The organism is Hungatella sp. SL.1.14 (assembly GCF_024460495.1).
Lineage (GTDB): Bacteria > Bacillota > Clostridia > Lachnospirales > Lachnospiraceae > Hungatella > Hungatella hathewayi.
This window is the reverse complement of the sequence record NZ_JANFYJ010000002.1, coordinates 338,727-354,826: the sequence shown is the minus strand read 5'-3', so window position 1 is coordinate 354,826 and position 16,100 is coordinate 338,727. Positions and strand designations below refer to the sequence as shown.

Sequence of the window (16,100 nt, the reverse complement as noted above, 5' to 3'; positions counted from 1 at the left end):
CGTCCTTATCCTCACATTGGAATCTGATCATACTGGATCGATTCTTTGATCTGAGCCGCATGCTCCCTGTCCGTCAGAAGCGCCAGCAGTTCGATTCCCAGATCCAGTGCATAGCCCAGACCTCTGGCGGTCGTCACATTGCCATCCGTTACGACGCCCTGTCTCGTATATTCCGCACCCTTCAGTTCCCCTTCAAAGCCCGGATAACACGTGGCCTTTCTCCCTTCCAGGATTCCCAGTCCCCCGAGAACACTTGGACCGGCGCAGATGGCTGCCAGCCTCTTTCCTGCCCTGTCTGCCTTTAACAGTTCGTCACATAATCCCCGGTGAGCCGCTAAATTTCTCGTTCCCGGCATTCCGCCCGGTAAAAACAGAACATCCGCGTCGGAAAAATCCGCCTCTGAAAATTCGAGATCTGCCTGTATCTTAATCTGATGGGCACTAACCACGTCTCTGCTTCCGGTAACGGAAACCAGCTTCACGTCCTGCCCTCCTCTGAGCAGTACATCCACGACTGCCAGAAGTTCCACTTCCTCTGATCCATTTGCAACAAATGCATATACTTTTCCCATGATCCTGTTCCTCTCTGTTTCTTCATTTTTATTTTTGCAGGGTGCTGATGGTTGAAATCTTCACATAATCCACCAGATACCTTGTCTCTGCCTCATCACCGTGAATCATCTTCATCAGCACATCGGCGGCCGTGTGGGACTGCCCCGTATGGTCATTCAGCACGGTCCCCGTCACTTTGCCTTCCTTGATATACTGAACCGTCTCCTCCAGAGCGTCCACCCCCACCAGATAGATGTCTTTTCCGGTTTTTCTTCCCGCTGCGTCGATGGCTTCCCAGGCACCGTTAGCCATGGCGTCATTGTTGCAGAAAATAACCTCAATCCGCCGGCCATAGAGCGCAAGCGCCTTCTCCGCCAGCTTCCGCCCCTCTTCCTTATTCCAGCCGGCATATCCGGAATACAGTTTTTCCGTCTTCATACCGCCCGCCTCCAGTGCCTTTATGGAATACTCGGTGCGGCTGACACTGTCCTCGTTATCCTTTTCCCCCATAATCATAACATAGGATACGATTCCGTCGCGGTTTAAATCTCCGCGCGTATCCGTCTCCAGTATGATGTCTCCCTGATAGGTCCCGGCCTGCTTCGAATCCGTTCCGATACAGGAAACAGCCATCTTCTCCGCCTTCCATCGGGCCTGCTCGTCTGCTTTGGGCTCCCGGTTTATGAACACAAGGGGAATCCCGGCCTCATGGCAGGAATCTGCAATTACGCCGGCATGGTCCGTATCCACCAGATTCACGATGATTCCGTCGTATCCGGCCTCGATAAAGTCGTTGACCTGGGAGATCTGTTCTTCCTGCTCCCCTCTGGCGTTTCGCACCACAACCTCCGCCTGGTACGTTTCCTCCAGATACTGCCTCAGTTCCTCCCGGTACAGCTTCATAAAATTATCGTCATACCGGTAAATGGTAACGCCGATCCGCAGTTTCTTCTCCGTCGCTTCCGTACTGCCGCCGCTGTCCTCCGTACTCTCCGTCTCACGCCTCGCCGCTTCCAGCGATTCCTGTGTTCCATCCTGACCGGACGCACATGCCGCCAGAAAGCAGACGGCCAGAGCCAGTAAAAGGGCGATGGAAAAGATGCGGCACTCTCTCTTTTTCATGATGTATTCTCCTGTTTTTTGTCTGTAATTTCCATATTACCACTTTTAGGTTATTTTTTCTACCCCATCTGCTTGAGTCGGAAGAAATCTGTGATATAATATCTCAAGAACACACGATATTACATTTCCGGAGGTCATTTAAAATGGAGATAGAACGCAAATTTTTGATCACGAATCCTCTTTTCAATTACGATACTTACCCTTTTCATACCATCGAGCAGGGGTATCTGTGTACGGAGCCTGTGGTACGCGTGCGCAGAGAGGATGACACCTGTTATCTCACCTATAAGTCAAAAGGGCTGCTCTCCAGAGAAGAGTATAACCTGCCCCTCACGAAAGAGTCGTATGACCACTTGATTTCAAAGGCTGACGGCAATATTATCTCAAAGAAACGGTACTTCATTCCGATCGAAGGCACGGAATTGACCATCGAATTCGATGTATTTGAGGGGAAATTTGAAGGACTGATGCTGGCTGAGGTGGAATTCGAAACCGTGGAAGAGGCGGAGGCCTTTACACCGCCGGAGTGGTTTGGACGGGATGTGACGTTTTCCGGGGAGTATCAGAACAGCAGACTGGCCGGGCTGGATTAAAATGGGATTGTGCGGTGTGACGGGGAATCTTGATTTCAATTTCATTGTGTTGCCCGCTGGTCCGCAGTGCACCTCGGTTCCGCTGCGCTCCACCTCGGTCACGGGCTTCGCCCTATGAAAAAAGACATGGAAGAATCTGCTTATGTGCGAGCACAACGCAGATTCTTCCATGTCTTTTTTCGCACTGCTCATTGCCAGCGCGCACGTTATTTCTTCTGAACGTACTTGAGACAGTCCAGTGTTACTGCCGTAATGATGATGATTCCTTCAAATACGAACTGCAGGTTTGTATCGATACCCAGGATTGTAAGGGAGTAGATCAGTACGGTGAAGATCAGGACACCGACTACTACACCTGAAATCTTACCAATACCGCCGGTAAAGGATACGCCGCCTACTACACAGGCTGCAATGGCGTCCATCTCCCAGCCCTGGCCGTAAGCTGCGGAGCCGGAGCCGACCATTCTTGCACATTCCAGCCAGGAACCAAATCCGTAAAGAATACCAGCCAGGATAAATGCTCCCATGGTTACCCAGAATACGGAAATACCGGAAACCGATGCTGCTTCCGGATTGCCTCCGACCGCATATAAGTTCTTGCCAAATGTTGTCTTATTCCAGATAAACCATACGATTACGATTGCTGCAATTGCCCAGAGGATAATCGTCGGGAATCCGTTTAATCTCGGAATGATCATCTTGGGAATCGACGGGTCAATCGCGCCGAAGGATACACCTTTTGTCGCATACGTAACAAGGCCGAAGATTACCAGCATGTTCGCCATCGTAGAAATAAAAGGATGCATTTTGAATCTGGCAGTGAAAAAGCCTCCGATTGCAGTAAAACATGTACACAGAACGATACACATAAACAGTGCAAAAATTACTCTCACACCGATGGGCAGACCCGTAAAATCAAATACATGCCCGAATACCATACCTGTATTCACACCCTGGTGCATGATGATGGTAGCGGTTGTCATACCCATACCTACCATACGTCCGATGGAAAGATCCGTACCGGTAAGGAGGATCAGTCCTGCAACACCGAGTGCAAGGAACATTCGCGGTGATGCCTGCTGCAGAATGTTTAACACGTTGTTATAAGTAAGCAGAGGAACGCCTTTGATGATCGGCGTTGCGATACACAGTGCGATAAAAATCAGAATAATTGCAATATACAGACCGTTCGCCAGCAAAAATGCCCTGCGGTTGAATGTATATTTATAATTCTCCCATTTCTGCGCCCTGGACTCCATGAAGGTAAATTTGGAGATGCGCAGCAGATCGATCAGATGATACTGCCATGCGAATGCCGCGTGCCTTCTGTCCTTGATCTGCTGAAGTTCCTTCTCCAGCTCCATCTTCGCATCAAACATCCGGTTCTTATGAACATACTTTTCATCCTTCACTTCCTGGTGATCCGTAAGCTTTGACAGATTACTCTGATGTTCTTTCTCCAGCTCTGCAATTTTTTTCTGATACTTTTCCTTTGCAAGAACTTTTTCCTGTTCGCAGCTTTCTTTCAGAGGCTGATAATAATCCTTATCAAAGTGTGCCTTTAAGTATGCTGTCGCGTCAGAAATTAATTTTGAAATCTCGTCTTTATTTTTTGCTTCGACTGCTTTTGCTTTGTCAAGTTCCGTCTTATAAGCTGCAATCCGGTTTTCTTTCTCTTCCTTCGGAATGCTGCGGTCCCTCTTTATTGCGTCAATATTATTCTGAAGAGCGACTGCCCTGTTGGTGCCATCCGCTCTGAGGTTGTCGATCTTACTCTGAATCCTGCCAACATAATCCTCGATCGGCTGGCGCAGCTTCATTTCCTGTTCAGCCGTAAGAGTCTTGCTGTTTCCTTTCGCCATATCCATCCATCTCCCCTGTTATAGGTATTTTGCACTGAGTCTCAAAAGCTCTTCCTGGTTTGTCTCTTTCGTATTCACAATTCCAGACAGCCGTCCATTGGACATAACACCAATACGGTTCGTTATTCCCAGAATCTCCGGCATCTCAGAGGAAACAACAATGATTGTCTTTCCCTGCTTCGCCATATTGATGATCAGCTCATATATTTCGTATTTTGCGCCAACGTCGATTCCTCTTGTAGGTTCATCCATCATGAAAACCTGCGGCCCGCGCTCCAGCCATTTTCCAAAAATCACCTTCTGCTGGTTTCCTCCGGAAAGGCTTGAAATCATATCGTCAGGCCCCATACACTTGGTGTGCATGATCTTGATTTCGTTGGCGGTCGCTTTTATCATCTTTGCGTCAGAAAGCGCCAGTCCGGACTTATACTGATTCAGATTTGCAATGGTTGTATTAAATGTAAGATCACCCTTCAAAAAAAGCCCGTTTGCCTTTCGTTCCTCGGTAATCATGGCAAATCCGTGTTCCATGGCTTCCTTTGCACTGCTGAAATTCATAAGACGGTTATGGAAATAGACACGCCCTGCCGCTCTGGTGCGGACACCGAAGATCGTTTCCAGAAGCTCCGTACGTCCTGCGCCCACCAGGCCGTACAATCCGAAGATTTCCCCTTCTTTTACATCAAACGTAACGTCCTGTAAATGAGGTTCAAACTTCGTGGACAGATGCTGAATGGACAGAACGACATCCTTTGGAGTGTTGTCAACCGGCGGAAACCGGTTGTCAAGGGAACGTCCGACCATGGCCGATATCAGTTCGTTCATATTCGCATCCTTCGTGCTCTTCGTCATAACCAGATTGCCGTCACGAAGCACTGATATCTCATCACAAATCTCAAAAATTTCATCCATCTTATGAGAAATGTAGATCAGGGCAATCCCCTGTTCCTTTAACATTCTCATCATCTCGAAGAGTTTATCCACTTCCTGTACCGTCAGAGAGGATGTGGGCTCATCAAGAACAATCACCTGGGAATTATAGGAAATCGCTTTGGCGATTTCACACATCTGCCTCTGGGATACAGACATATTCCGCATAGGCTGAGTGAGATTGACGGTCATGCCCAGCTTTCTGAAAAGCTCGGAAGCTTCCTTTTTCATTCTGCCTTCATCAACTACACCCATGGAATTGACCGGATAGCGTCCAAGGAAGAGGTTGTCAATGACATTCCTTTCCAGACACTGGTTGAGCTCCTGGTGAACCATTGCAATACCGTTTTCAAGGGCATCCTTCGGTCCGGAGAAGCTTACTTCCTTCCCCTTTAAGAAGATATTGCCCTCGTCCTTCTGGTAAGTACCAAACAGGCACTTCATCATGGTGGACTTACCGGCGCCGTTCTCACCCATAAGCCCCATAACGGTTCCGCGCTTCACATCCAGATTGATATGGTCCAGAACTCGGTTTCGGCCAAAGGACTTGCTCATTCCGCGTATTGATAAGACGATTTCATCTTTCTTATCTGCCATTATTTTTACTCCTCTGCTTATATAAACGCCTGATTATCATAAGAGGTTTTCAGGGAGAATTTCTTCTCCCTGATCGCCTGCTATTCTTAAATTTTACTGGATATTACTGATCAAGTAAAGATGTGTAAGAAGCTGCATTGTCTGTCTTAACCATGTTGATGGCAAATGCATCATACTGGCTCGGATTTCCAAGACGGTTTGTGATATTAGACTCTGTCTGGCCATCGCCGCCGATGTAATCAACCTTCAGGTTCAGAAGCTTATCGTATTTCTGAAGAAGCGGCTGATATGTAGAGCCTAAGAAGTTATCAGCAGAGTTGTAGATATTCAGCCATACATTCTTTGTCGGATGAGCACTCTCATCAAGCTGGTTTGATACAGGAGCGTAAACCATGGTGGAATCCATGAAATCCTGATAGTTGTCAGATGTAACGGCTACATTCAATGCGTAGTAGGAACGTTCGTCTGCTTTATATACGTATACGTCATCACTCAGAACGTTGCCTGCGTCGTCTGCTGTGCTGATACCGGTGTTGATATCAACTCCGTCAAGAGCGTTGCGGAGAACGCGGAGTGTTAAGTATGCCTGTACGTCTGCATGCTGGCTGATGGTTCCGCCGTAGCCTTCTGCGATCGCTGCTACTGCATCACTGTTCGCATCGTAACCAAATGTAGGAACGTTGTTGTCCTTTGACCATGCATTGAACATGGACATGCCCATACCGTCGTTATTGGAAGCTACGATATCGATCTGATCGCCAAAAGAAGAAGCCCATGTACCAATTCCGTTTCCTGCCGTAGCTGCATCCCATGTAGCACCTGCAGAGTTCTTCATTTCCTGAGAAGCAAGCTCACGAACGATGTAGCTCTTTCCGTTTACTTCAATCTTTCCATCCTGTACGATGGTGGAGGTGCCGTCTGTATTGGTACCAATCGGATCGCTGTTGATGTTGCCGTCTTTCTCTACTGCCGTTCCAAGTGCCTTACGAACGCCTCTTGTACGTGCGATCGAGTCATTATGTCCGATGTCGCCGATAGCCAGAACGTAACCGATAATGCCGTCACCGTTGCGGTCAATGGAATCAATATTTTTCTCGATGTAGTCTTTTACCATGGTACCCTGAAGTTCTGCACCCTGATTGGCATCGAATCCTACGTAGTAGGTATCCTTGTTGTAGTTTAACGCCGTCATGTCAAGCTGGCCTGTGGCACTGCTGGATGGCTGACGGTTAAACCATACTAAAGGTTTATCCTTGTTTTCTACCTTGGCGTTAGGATCCTTCGTTTCTGCTGCTGCCGCTGTCGTCTCTCCTGCTGCTGTGGTTTCTGCTGCAGCTGCTGTCGTCTCTGCCGGAGCTGCCGTAGTTTCTGTTGTCTTGGAGCCGCATCCTGCCATGGTGAATACCATTGTGGACGCCATACCTACTGCTACTACTTTTTTGAGTAATCTCATGATAAATCCTCCCTAGATATAGTATAGTATTTGCCGATTCGTCATTTTCTCTCATCGACACCCATATTATATCTTTATTTTGGGCACATTTCCATATGATTTTTTTCGCTTTTATATAGAATTTCTTAGATTTCGTATTTTTTCCCTGTTTTTTTCCGTTTTCAAGCGCAACATGCACAACGTCCTCTAATTTTCCCCGGCTGTTAGTGCAGTCTGCCTGCAATTATAGTATTTTCCATCTTCCAAACTCACAATTTCCTGTACATTCTGCCCAAGTCCGGCTGCGGCGGCTATCTGGAACATCACGCTTCCGTACTCATCGCTGTCACACTGGACAGTTCCAAAAAGCTTTCCCGACTTAAGTCCTTCTAATCCCTGGGGTGTTCCGTCGATCCCGACAATCTTGATGGGCCTCGTGATTTTCTTCCTCTCCAGCGCCTCCGCCGCGCCAAGCGCCATGTCGTCATTATTGCTGATAACGAGTTCGATTTCGTCCGGATACTCATCGAGCCACTTCTCCATCCACGCGGACCCCTGGCTCTTCTCCCAGTTTCCAATCCCCCCGGTGATCTTTTCGAGCGGCACTCCGCCATCCTTTAAGGTCTGGATCGACCATTCCGTCCTGATCAGCGAATCCTGATGGCTCGTCTCCCCCTCCAGAAGCACATAGCTCACCTTTCCGTCTCCGTTTAAATCCAGGGAAGCAGGGTCCTTTTTATAGGCCTCCACCAGAATATTCCCCTGCAGAACCGCGGATTCTTTGGCGTTTTCCCCCACATAGTACAGCTTTTCCCACCGGTTCATGTCCTCCTCCACCGGCTCCCGGTTGAAAAACACCACGGGGATATCGCCCTCCATGGCCCTGCTTATGATGTAGGAGGCCGCCGAGCGGTCCACCATATTGACGCAGATCACGTCCACTCCCAGGGAGATAAACCGGTCCACCTGGCTGTTCTGCGTGTTCTGACTGCCTTTTCCATCCACAACATCGAGAATCACCTTGACTCCCGTCTCCTTCTCATAGCTCTTCGCCTTCTCCTCCATCTTTCCGCAGAGATTGTTGATAAAGGAATCATCCCCCCGGTACAGAGTCACGCCGACCCGGAGCGTCTTTTTCTCTTCCCGCTCCTCATGACTCCGGTTCTGAAAAACGATACAGCCGGCCGCAAGGAGAAAGGCGGCCGCCAGTGCTGCAAATAATAAATAGTTCTTTTTCATCTGCCCCTCCGCTGATTTACTCGATCGGATAAAGAATCTTCTCAAAATGTGTTTTTTTCAAGTCTTCTTTCTCGATGTAATACGATTCCAGTTTGATCTGCTCCCGGTCACCGCGCTTTTCGATCGCCTCCACTGCCTTCACAATGCTTAAATATCCGGCATCGAACTGGTTGGTAACGACAAGGCCTTTGATCACTCCGCGGTCCATCTGATTTAATATTTTTGTGGTGCTGCCGAAGCCGTACAGACGCGGAAGGTATCTTCCGTAGGCCGGGCTTCCGGCTATGATGTCAGCGGTTATATCCAGGCTCTTTACATCCAGCGCTGCGATTACGGCTTCCCCGCCCGGATATACAGTTTCTTCCATAATCCGGCGGAAGATTTCCCCATTCTCCGCTGCATCAGGCTCTGTGATGCCGCTCTTATCCATCTCGTAGAGATGAAGCTGGAATCCCGCCCGGGAGAGCACGCCCAGAAGTCCGTCGTACACGTCCCGGTTATAGCCATACTCCAGCCCCTCCGAAAATAGGAACACCGGCTTGTCCGGAGTATTTTCCGCCGCGATGGCTTCCCCCAGCATTTTTCCAGCTTCCTGACAGTCCTGCGAGATACCGGTCATTCCCCAGTCGCCCGGAAAGATAGTTCCCATGACGATCAGAGGGCTGGCCAGAACCATTCCGTCCAGTATTTCACTGCACTCCTTCTGCTTTAAGGGCACCAGCACCACCGCCTTTGCCCCATCGTCGATCTCGCGCTTTAAAAGCTCCATCTGCTCTGTGACATCCCCCTTTTCATACAGCGTGATGAAGTTGACATCCACGTTGTACTCATCCGCGGCCTTATCCACGCCCTTGCGGAAATTCGTGTAGTAATCATCCGTTGTTTCCCCGATAATGACAGACACCGGATAGATCTCCGTCTTCTTCTCCTTAATAATCAAATCGGTGGAGGACAGCAGAAACAGAAGGATCAGCACTCCTGCAAACAGACTCCATATAATCTTTTCCTGCCTTGTCATTTTCATAGTCCCCCGCCCTCCGTCAGAATCCTGCTGTATGGAACGGCCGGGAGATGTATGGTGATCTCCGTTCCCTCGTCCGGTTCCGAATGGATCATCAGTCCGTATTCCTCTCCAAAATAGAGTTTGATCCGTTCATTTACATTTTTAACGCCGATCCCGGAGCCCTTTTTGGAGGTCACATGGATCGAATCGGAAAACAGGCTTTCCACCTGCTCTGCAGTCATGCCGAGGCCATTGTCGCGCACGCTGAAGTAAAGGTCCTCCTCTTCCTTCCACACCTTTAAGGTGATCTCGCCGTCGCCGTCCATAAATTCCATCCCATGGTAGATCGCGTTCTCCACCAGCGGCTGAAGCATCAGCTTTAAGCTGGCCAGATCCATACAGTCCTCCGAGGCGTCGATATAGTAGGAGAATTTGTTCTTAAAGCGCATGTGCTGGATCATTAAATAGTTGCGGACGTGTTCCAGCTCATCCCGGACGGTAATAATGCTCTTTCCCTTGCTTAAGCTGATGCGGAAGAAGCGGGCCAGCGCAGTCACTACCTTAACCGCCTCTGCTTTCTGCTCATTTTCTATCATCCAGACGATAATGTCCAGCGTGTTATAGAGGAAATGGGGGTTGATCTGGGACTGCAGCGTATCGAATTCCTGCTTTCTCTTGGCCTCATGCTCCGTCACAATATCGTTCATCAGCACCCGGATCTGTCTGGCCATGCTGTTGATGGAGGTCCCCAGGTGCTGTATCTCATAGGACCCCCCGATGTATACGGGAGTCTCTAAATTGCCTTCCTCCAGAATCCCCACGGATTTTTCCAGTTCCTTGATGGGGTTGGTGATTCTGGACGAAATATAGGAGTTTATCAGCGTCAGAATAAAGAGAATCAGGGTAATCAGAAAGACAATGAACAGCCTTGTCTTGATGGTATTTAAGGATACCACATTCTTCGGAGTCACTCCCACCACCTTCCAGCCGGTATAGCCGATGGATTTCACGGTGATGATCCGCTCTCTTCCCTCGAACTTTTCCAGATGGTTTCCGTCCTTGTATCCGGCTGCCGCCAGATTGTTCTCCACAACCCGCCCCGAATCGATCAGCTGGATCTTCGGATGATAGAGAATCTCCCCGTCATTGCTGATCAGATAGACGTAACCGCCGGTGCCTGTGGTCACACCGTCAAACAGATGCGCCAGGCTGGAGTAGCTTAGATCCACCAGCAGCACGCCCTGGGCCGTCGAGGTTCCTTCCGTCAGCTCCACAGCCCGTGACAGGGAGATCACCCAGCGGTACTGGCTCTCATTGCCGTCAAAGATATACTGGACGTGGGGATTGGAAAAATGCTGGTTCTCCGTCTTCTCCAGTGCGTTGGAAAACCAGCTGTCCCCGGTCACGTCCAGATTCGTCTTGATTCTGGCCGCCGGCACCGCCTCTTTTAAGGTTCCATCCTGGGAAAACAGGGCGATGTTGTCCACATTGTCCTTATTGTTATCGTACAGCAGGGTGATCTCGCTGTTGATGGATTCCGAGGATAAATCTGCATTTTTGACCGCGCCGTAATACAGGGAATCCGACAGCTTCATGACCGTGCGTAAATAGTTCTCCACGGACCGCGCCACCTGGCCGATCAGGCTCTGGTTTTCTTCCATGACCGTCTCGGACACCTGGCTCGCCAGACGCTGGTAGATGGAAAAGGTTATGAGTAAGCTGGCCGCCAGGGCGGTCACGGTAAAATACGTAAAAATCGTATACCGTATGCTGCTATTGTGAAAAATTTTACCTTTTTTCTTTTTATTCATTTATCTGGCTCCACGAAATTTCGTCGGTGACACTCCAAATTTTTTCTTGAATACGTAACTGAAATAGTTCTGTTCCTGATACCCTACCTTGGAAGCAATGACATACGTCTTGTCGTCGGTCTTATTTAGCAGCTCCACGGCTTTATTCAGGCGGATTTCCGTCAGGTAGGCAATGTAGGCCTGGCCCGTCTCCTTCTTAAACATGGTTGAGAAATAAGCCGGACTCATATGCAGATGGCGGCAGATCATCTCCACGGACAGATCCGGATTCTGATAGTTGTCCATGATATACTGCCTGGCCTGCTGGATCACCTGGCGCGTCGTCATATCACGCTCCTGGTTGATGGCCTGGTTCATCTTGCGCGCCGTCTTTAACAGCCACTCGCCAAACTCCTCCCGCTTCTGAAGCTTGTCTATCACGCTTAAGTATTCCAGCTCGCCGCCCAGAATCTCCTCCAGGTTTAAGTCATACTGCTGAATCATCTGAATCACGGTATTTAAAACGCCGAACACGTAGACCTGCTGCTGACGGTAATGCACCCTGGCCGATTCCAGCTTGCCGGAGATTCTGACCATTACGGCTTCAATCTTCTCATCCGGACCGAACTTGACAGCAGAAATAAAATCAGACTCGTCCGAATTGTCAAATTCCAGTTTGCCGCTGCCCACCGGCTCCATATCATTGATATAGATCGTGATTCCGCTGCCCACCACCGCCTTGTATCCCAGGGCTTCCACCGCCGACTGGTAGGACCCTGCGATCTTCGAAAGCCCGGTAACGCTGTGGCCGATGCCGATGGTGACCGGAACCTCCAGAATACGTTTTGTCTCTTTGCAGATATCTCCCAGAACATCGATGAGACCAGTCGTCGTATTGTCATCGTCAAGAGCCGCGATCACCACCATCCCGGCTTCGGCTGTGGACTGGAATAAGGAGAACCGGCAGTAGCTTTTCAGTTTTTCCCGGACAATCTGCATGACAGAGATCGGAATCAGTTCCTCCTCCTCGTGGAGTGACAGCGTCTTTTTGCTTCGGTCATCGCTCTTTTCCACATCGATGGCCGCGATAATCCATTTTCTGGCTCCCGTAATCGGGATATCGTATTCCCTGAGCTTCAACTCGATCAAATCATCAGCCAGCCTCCGGTGCACCATATCATTGAAAAACTGCTCGCGGATAATCGGCAGGCTCTTTCTGTAATTTTCACGAAGCCGGCTGACGTTGCGCTTCTCTTCGATCTCCTCGTCTAAGTTGGATTTGATCCGCTTCAGGATAGAGGTCAGTTCCTCTACATTTACCGGTTTTAGGATATACTCGGTCACATTCAGCTTAATCGCCTTCTGCGCGTATTCAAAGTCGTCGTAGCCTGAGAAAATGACCACCTTCGTAGATGGATATCTCTGCCGGATCTTCTCAGCCAGCGTAAGTCCGTCCATATAAGGCATGCGGATATCGGTCAGAACCACATCCGGCTCCAGAACCTCGATCTTCTCTAAGGCATCCTCCCCGTTCTCGGCATCCCCTACCACCTGAAATCCAGCTGATTCCCAGTCGATCTGTTTGATAATACTCTTGCGGACCTCTTCTTCGTCGTCCACCAAAATAATGCTGTATAAATTCATGATGTACTCCCCTTCTCTTAAGCTTCAGGCACACTCTGGCACTGATACAACAGCGCATTGCAGATGGCGGCCGCCACATTGCTTCCGCCTTTCCGCCCTCTCGCCACAATAAACGGCGTATCAGGCAGTGAAAGAATCATTTCCTTTGACTGAACCACATTGACAAAGCCTACCGGCACGCCGATCACCAGCTTCGGCTTCAGCCGTCCTTCCCGGATCAGCTCATACAGCCGGATCAGGGCCGTGGGGGCGTTGCCGACAGCAAAGATACAGTCTTCGCCTAATTCGGCCGCCTTCTCCATGCTGGCACACGCTCTGGTGGTTCCAAGCCGCTTCGCCGCCTCCGCCACGTCTTCGTCAGCCATAAAGCAGTCCACCCTGCAGCCGCATGCCTGGAGAGCGGACCGGTTGATGCCCGCTTTCCCCATATTGGTATCGGTAATGAAGCGGACACCCTGCCGGATCGCCGCCTTCGCCTGCTCCACCGCGTGTTCGGAAAACATCAGGTTGTCCGCGTAATCGAAATCAGCGGTGGTATGGATCACACGTTTGATGACCAGCTCATATTCCGGATTCAGGATACGGTCTCCCAGTTCCTCCGTGATCATCTCAAAGCTTCTCTTCTCTATGTCGCCGGGAAGCACCCGTTCCAGTTCTGTCTCTATCATTCTGAATCTTCCTTTCTGCTGTCCGGCATGGAATTGCCGTCGATTCCCATCATCCCGTAAACCGCCTCCATGTCAAAGCTCTCTCTGATGACTGCCGCGAGACGGTCGTACTGCTGTTCCCGGTATGCAGCATATTGAAATTCTCCGCCTGGAACTGCGTCCAGTCCCTTCTTTTTAAGGAGTGCGTTCACAATGGTCTCAGCGATTCCCTCCCGGTCAAAGAATCCGTGCAGGTACGTACCGTAGACATGATTTCTCTGGCAGCCATCCATCTTGGCCAGATGAGAGCCGTTCTGTTCCATCACATAGGTCAGAGGAGGTACTGCACGTACCGTCCCGCCCATGTGAATTTCGTATCCCTCGATCTCCATGCCCGACAGATCTTCAAATATTCCGCCCACGGAGGCACAGGAACCGGTCACACGGGTTCTCGTCTTCTCTTTCCCGAAGACGGTTCTCACCGGAAGCAGCTTAAGCCCCTCCACCGGCCGTCCCCGGTACCGTTCCGTCTCTGCGCCAAACGGATCCTCCAGGCTTTCCCCCAGCATCTGAAAGCCGCCGCAGATCCCGAAGACAGGAACGCCGGCAGACGCCAGTTTCAGCACTGCGGCCTCCAGGCCATTCTCTCTCATCCAGAGTAAATCCTCTATGGTATTCTTCGTTCCGGGAAGCACAATCAGATCCGGTTTTCCCAGTTCCGACAGCCGTTCCACATACGTGAGGCCGACTTCCGGCATACAGGAGAAGATCTGAAAATCCGTAAAGTTGGAGATTCTGGGCAGACGTATGACGGCGATATCAACCAGCGTCGTTTTCCCCTTCTCCGTTCCTTTCAGATGGTGACCCAGGCTGTCCTCATCCTCGATATCCACATCGGCATAGGGAACGACTCCCGTAACCGGTATGCCGCACAGATCCTCGATCATGGTCAGCCCCGGTTCCAGGATCGTCTTATCCCCTCTGAACTTATTGACAACGAGTCCCTTGACCCGCGCCCGCTCTTCTTCCGACAGCAGGGCGACGGTTCCGTAAAGCTGGGCAAACACGCCGCCCCGGTCGATATCCCCCACCAGAAGAACCGGAGCGTCCGCCATCTTTGCCATCCCCATATTCACGATATCATCCTGCTTTAAGTTGATCTCCGCCGGACTCCCGGCGCCTTCGATCACAATGATATCGTACTCCTGTGCCAGTCTCCGGTACGCGTTCTCCACCTCGGGCACCAGAGACTTTTTGTATACAAAATACTCTTTTGCCGGCATCGTTCCGACCGGAACTCCGTGGACTATAACCTGGGAGCCGGAATCGGAAGTCGGCTTTAACAGAATCGGATTCATGTCGGCCTGCGGTTTAATTCCCGCCGCTTCTGCCTGCACCACCTGGGCGCGCCCCATCTCCAGACCTTCCTCCGTAATATAGGAATTCAGCGCCATATTCTGTGATTTAAAGGGAGCCACCCGGTAGCCGTCCTGCTTAAAGACACGGCACAGTCCCGCCGCGATCAGACTTTTTCCCGCGTTGGACATCGTGCCCTGTATCATGATTGATTTTGCCATCTCTGTTTCCTTTCCTCCATCGCTTCCCGGAGTACCCGGTAAAGCGTTTCATTGTCCGCTCTGTCCTTAACGCAGATCCGGTAAAAGCGGCTGTCAAGTCCCCGGTAATTGGCACATGAACGGATCAGGACTCCGCGTTCCAGACAGGCGTCATAGAGGCTCCGCGTTTCCGGCGCCCCGGCCTTCCCTGACCGCTGGTCCATGAAAAATATGTAGTTTGCCCTGGAAGGATAGACAGAAAACCCCAGTTCCTCCATCTGCCCCATCAGGAGACTTCTCTCCCGGCTTACCAGTTCTCTCGTCCGGTCCACATACGCCCGTTCCAGGAGAGCCGCCTCCCCGGCCGCCTGGGCGGGACCGGAGACACTCCACGGCTGTCTGCTGCCGTCCATGGCCTCCAGAAGTTCCCGGTCCAGAGTAATCCCGTACCCCAGCCGCAGGCCTGCCATTGCATATATCTTCGTAAATGCCTTCAGAATAAACAGGCGGCTGAACCGCCCGGAACGGAGCTCTTCCATCACGGAAAAGCATTCCGGCTCGTCCAGAAATTCAACAAAGCACTCATCCAGTACGCAGACAATGCCGCATTCCTCGCAGTATTCCAGAAAAGGCAAAAGCTCCGCCCGTTCCACTGCCAGCCCGGTTGGATTGTTCGGATTGCAGAGAAATACCATGTCCGGCCGTTGTCCGGCCGCCGCCTCCCTCTTTACATGTGCAGTGAGCTCCGGTACAGAGAGGGCAAAGCCCTCTTCCTCCTTTAAATCGAACCAGGAGATCTCACAGCCCCCGTTTTTTAACGCCTGCTCATATTCCAGAAAGGAGGGAGCGATCAAGAGCGCCCGTTTTGGGCGTCTGGCCTGTACAATCAGAAAAATAAGCTCCGCCGCGCCGTTTCCGCAGATCACATTCTCCCGGTCGATGCGGTGAAAGGCCGCCAGCTTCGAGCGAAGCGCTAGGCACCGGCTGTCCGGATACACGCTGCAGCGGTCCGCCGCCCTGATATATGCAGTTCTCACCCCTTCGGGAAGTCCGAGCGGGTTTAAGTTGGCGGAATAATCCAGTTCCACCTGATTCGTATAAATGTCTCCTCCATGCTGGTATTCCATGATGTC

Annotated in this window: 13 protein-coding genes; 1 reads left to right on the top strand and 12 read right to left on the bottom strand. The window is 50.7% G+C overall.

Features of this window, described 5'->3' with window-relative positions; translation table 11 throughout:
* Positions 1-11: 11 nt before the first annotated feature.
* Both NE473_RS03925 and NE473_RS03920 read right to left on the bottom strand, forming a co-directional pair.
* The gene (locus tag NE473_RS03925; RefSeq protein ID WP_006777654.1) at positions 12-572 is read right to left on the bottom strand and encodes a DJ-1 family glyoxalase III; all 561 of its coding nucleotides are present in this window, start codon (positions 570-572) and stop codon (positions 12-14) included.
* A gap of 28 nt (positions 573-600) precedes the next feature.
* Positions 601-1,674, bottom strand: a complete 1,074-nt coding sequence (locus NE473_RS03920) for a galactose ABC transporter substrate-binding protein (RefSeq protein WP_055650069.1) — start codon at positions 1,672-1,674, stop codon at positions 601-603.
* A gap of 143 nt (positions 1,675-1,817) precedes the next feature.
* On the opposite strand from NE473_RS03920, the gene NE473_RS03915 reads away from it, so the two are divergent.
* Entirely contained in the window at positions 1,818-2,267 is a 450-nt protein-coding gene (locus NE473_RS03915) for a CYTH domain-containing protein (protein WP_055650068.1), read from the top strand.
* A 206-nt stretch (positions 2,268-2,473) separates the two neighbouring features.
* On the opposite strand, the gene NE473_RS03910 is transcribed toward NE473_RS03915, so the two are convergent.
* The 10 genes from NE473_RS03910 to NE473_RS03865 all read right to left on the bottom strand — a co-directional run bounded on the left by NE473_RS03910 (position 2,474) and on the right by NE473_RS03865 (position 16,094).
* Positions 2,474-4,129: an ABC transporter permease subunit gene (locus NE473_RS03910; RefSeq protein ID WP_022033688.1), complete on the bottom strand. Its 1,656-nt coding sequence runs from the start codon at positions 4,127-4,129 to the stop codon at positions 2,474-2,476.
* Positions 4,130-4,147: 18 nt separating this feature from the next.
* Entirely contained in the window at positions 4,148-5,656 is a 1,509-nt protein-coding gene (locus tag NE473_RS03905) for a sugar ABC transporter ATP-binding protein (protein WP_006777111.1), read from the bottom strand.
* A gap of 103 nt (positions 5,657-5,759) precedes the next feature.
* Positions 5,760-7,076: a substrate-binding domain-containing protein gene (locus tag NE473_RS03900; protein ID WP_373237731.1), complete on the bottom strand. Its 1,317-nt coding sequence runs from the start codon at positions 7,074-7,076 to the stop codon at positions 5,760-5,762.
* A gap of 219 nt (positions 7,077-7,295) precedes the next feature.
* Entirely contained in the window at positions 7,296-8,327 is a 1,032-nt protein-coding gene (locus tag NE473_RS03895) for a galactose ABC transporter substrate-binding protein (RefSeq protein ID WP_055650066.1), read from the bottom strand.
* 16 nt (positions 8,328-8,343) lie between these two features.
* Positions 8,344-9,351, bottom strand: a complete 1,008-nt coding sequence (locus NE473_RS03890; protein ID WP_006776858.1) for a substrate-binding domain-containing protein — start codon at positions 9,349-9,351, stop codon at positions 8,344-8,346.
* A complete protein-coding gene (locus NE473_RS03885) occupies positions 9,348-11,141 on the bottom strand; it encodes a sensor histidine kinase (RefSeq protein ID WP_055650065.1) in 1,794 nt (597 codons plus the stop codon). Before NE473_RS03885 ends, NE473_RS03890 begins: the two co-directional genes overlap by 4 nt.
* Positions 11,142-12,764, bottom strand: coding sequence for a response regulator (locus tag NE473_RS03880; RefSeq protein WP_055650064.1), 1,623 nt, complete (start codon positions 12,762-12,764; stop codon positions 11,142-11,144).
* Between the two features lie 17 nt (positions 12,765-12,781).
* Complete coding sequence (locus NE473_RS03875) at positions 12,782-13,432, bottom strand: precorrin-8X methylmutase (protein ID WP_006776854.1); 651 nt, start codon at positions 13,430-13,432, stop codon at positions 12,782-12,784.
* Positions 13,429-14,988, bottom strand: coding sequence for a cobyric acid synthase (locus NE473_RS03870; protein WP_055650063.1), 1,560 nt, complete (start codon positions 14,986-14,988; stop codon positions 13,429-13,431). The genes NE473_RS03875 and NE473_RS03870 overlap by 4 nt, the downstream gene beginning before the upstream one ends.
* Positions 14,970-16,094 carry a pyridoxal phosphate-dependent aminotransferase gene (locus tag NE473_RS03865; protein WP_055650062.1) on the bottom strand — a complete coding sequence of 375 codons (1,125 nt, stop codon included), beginning with the start codon at positions 16,092-16,094 and terminating at the stop codon, positions 14,970-14,972. Before NE473_RS03865 ends, NE473_RS03870 begins: the two co-directional genes overlap by 19 nt.
* Positions 16,095-16,100: the final 6 nt, after the last annotated feature.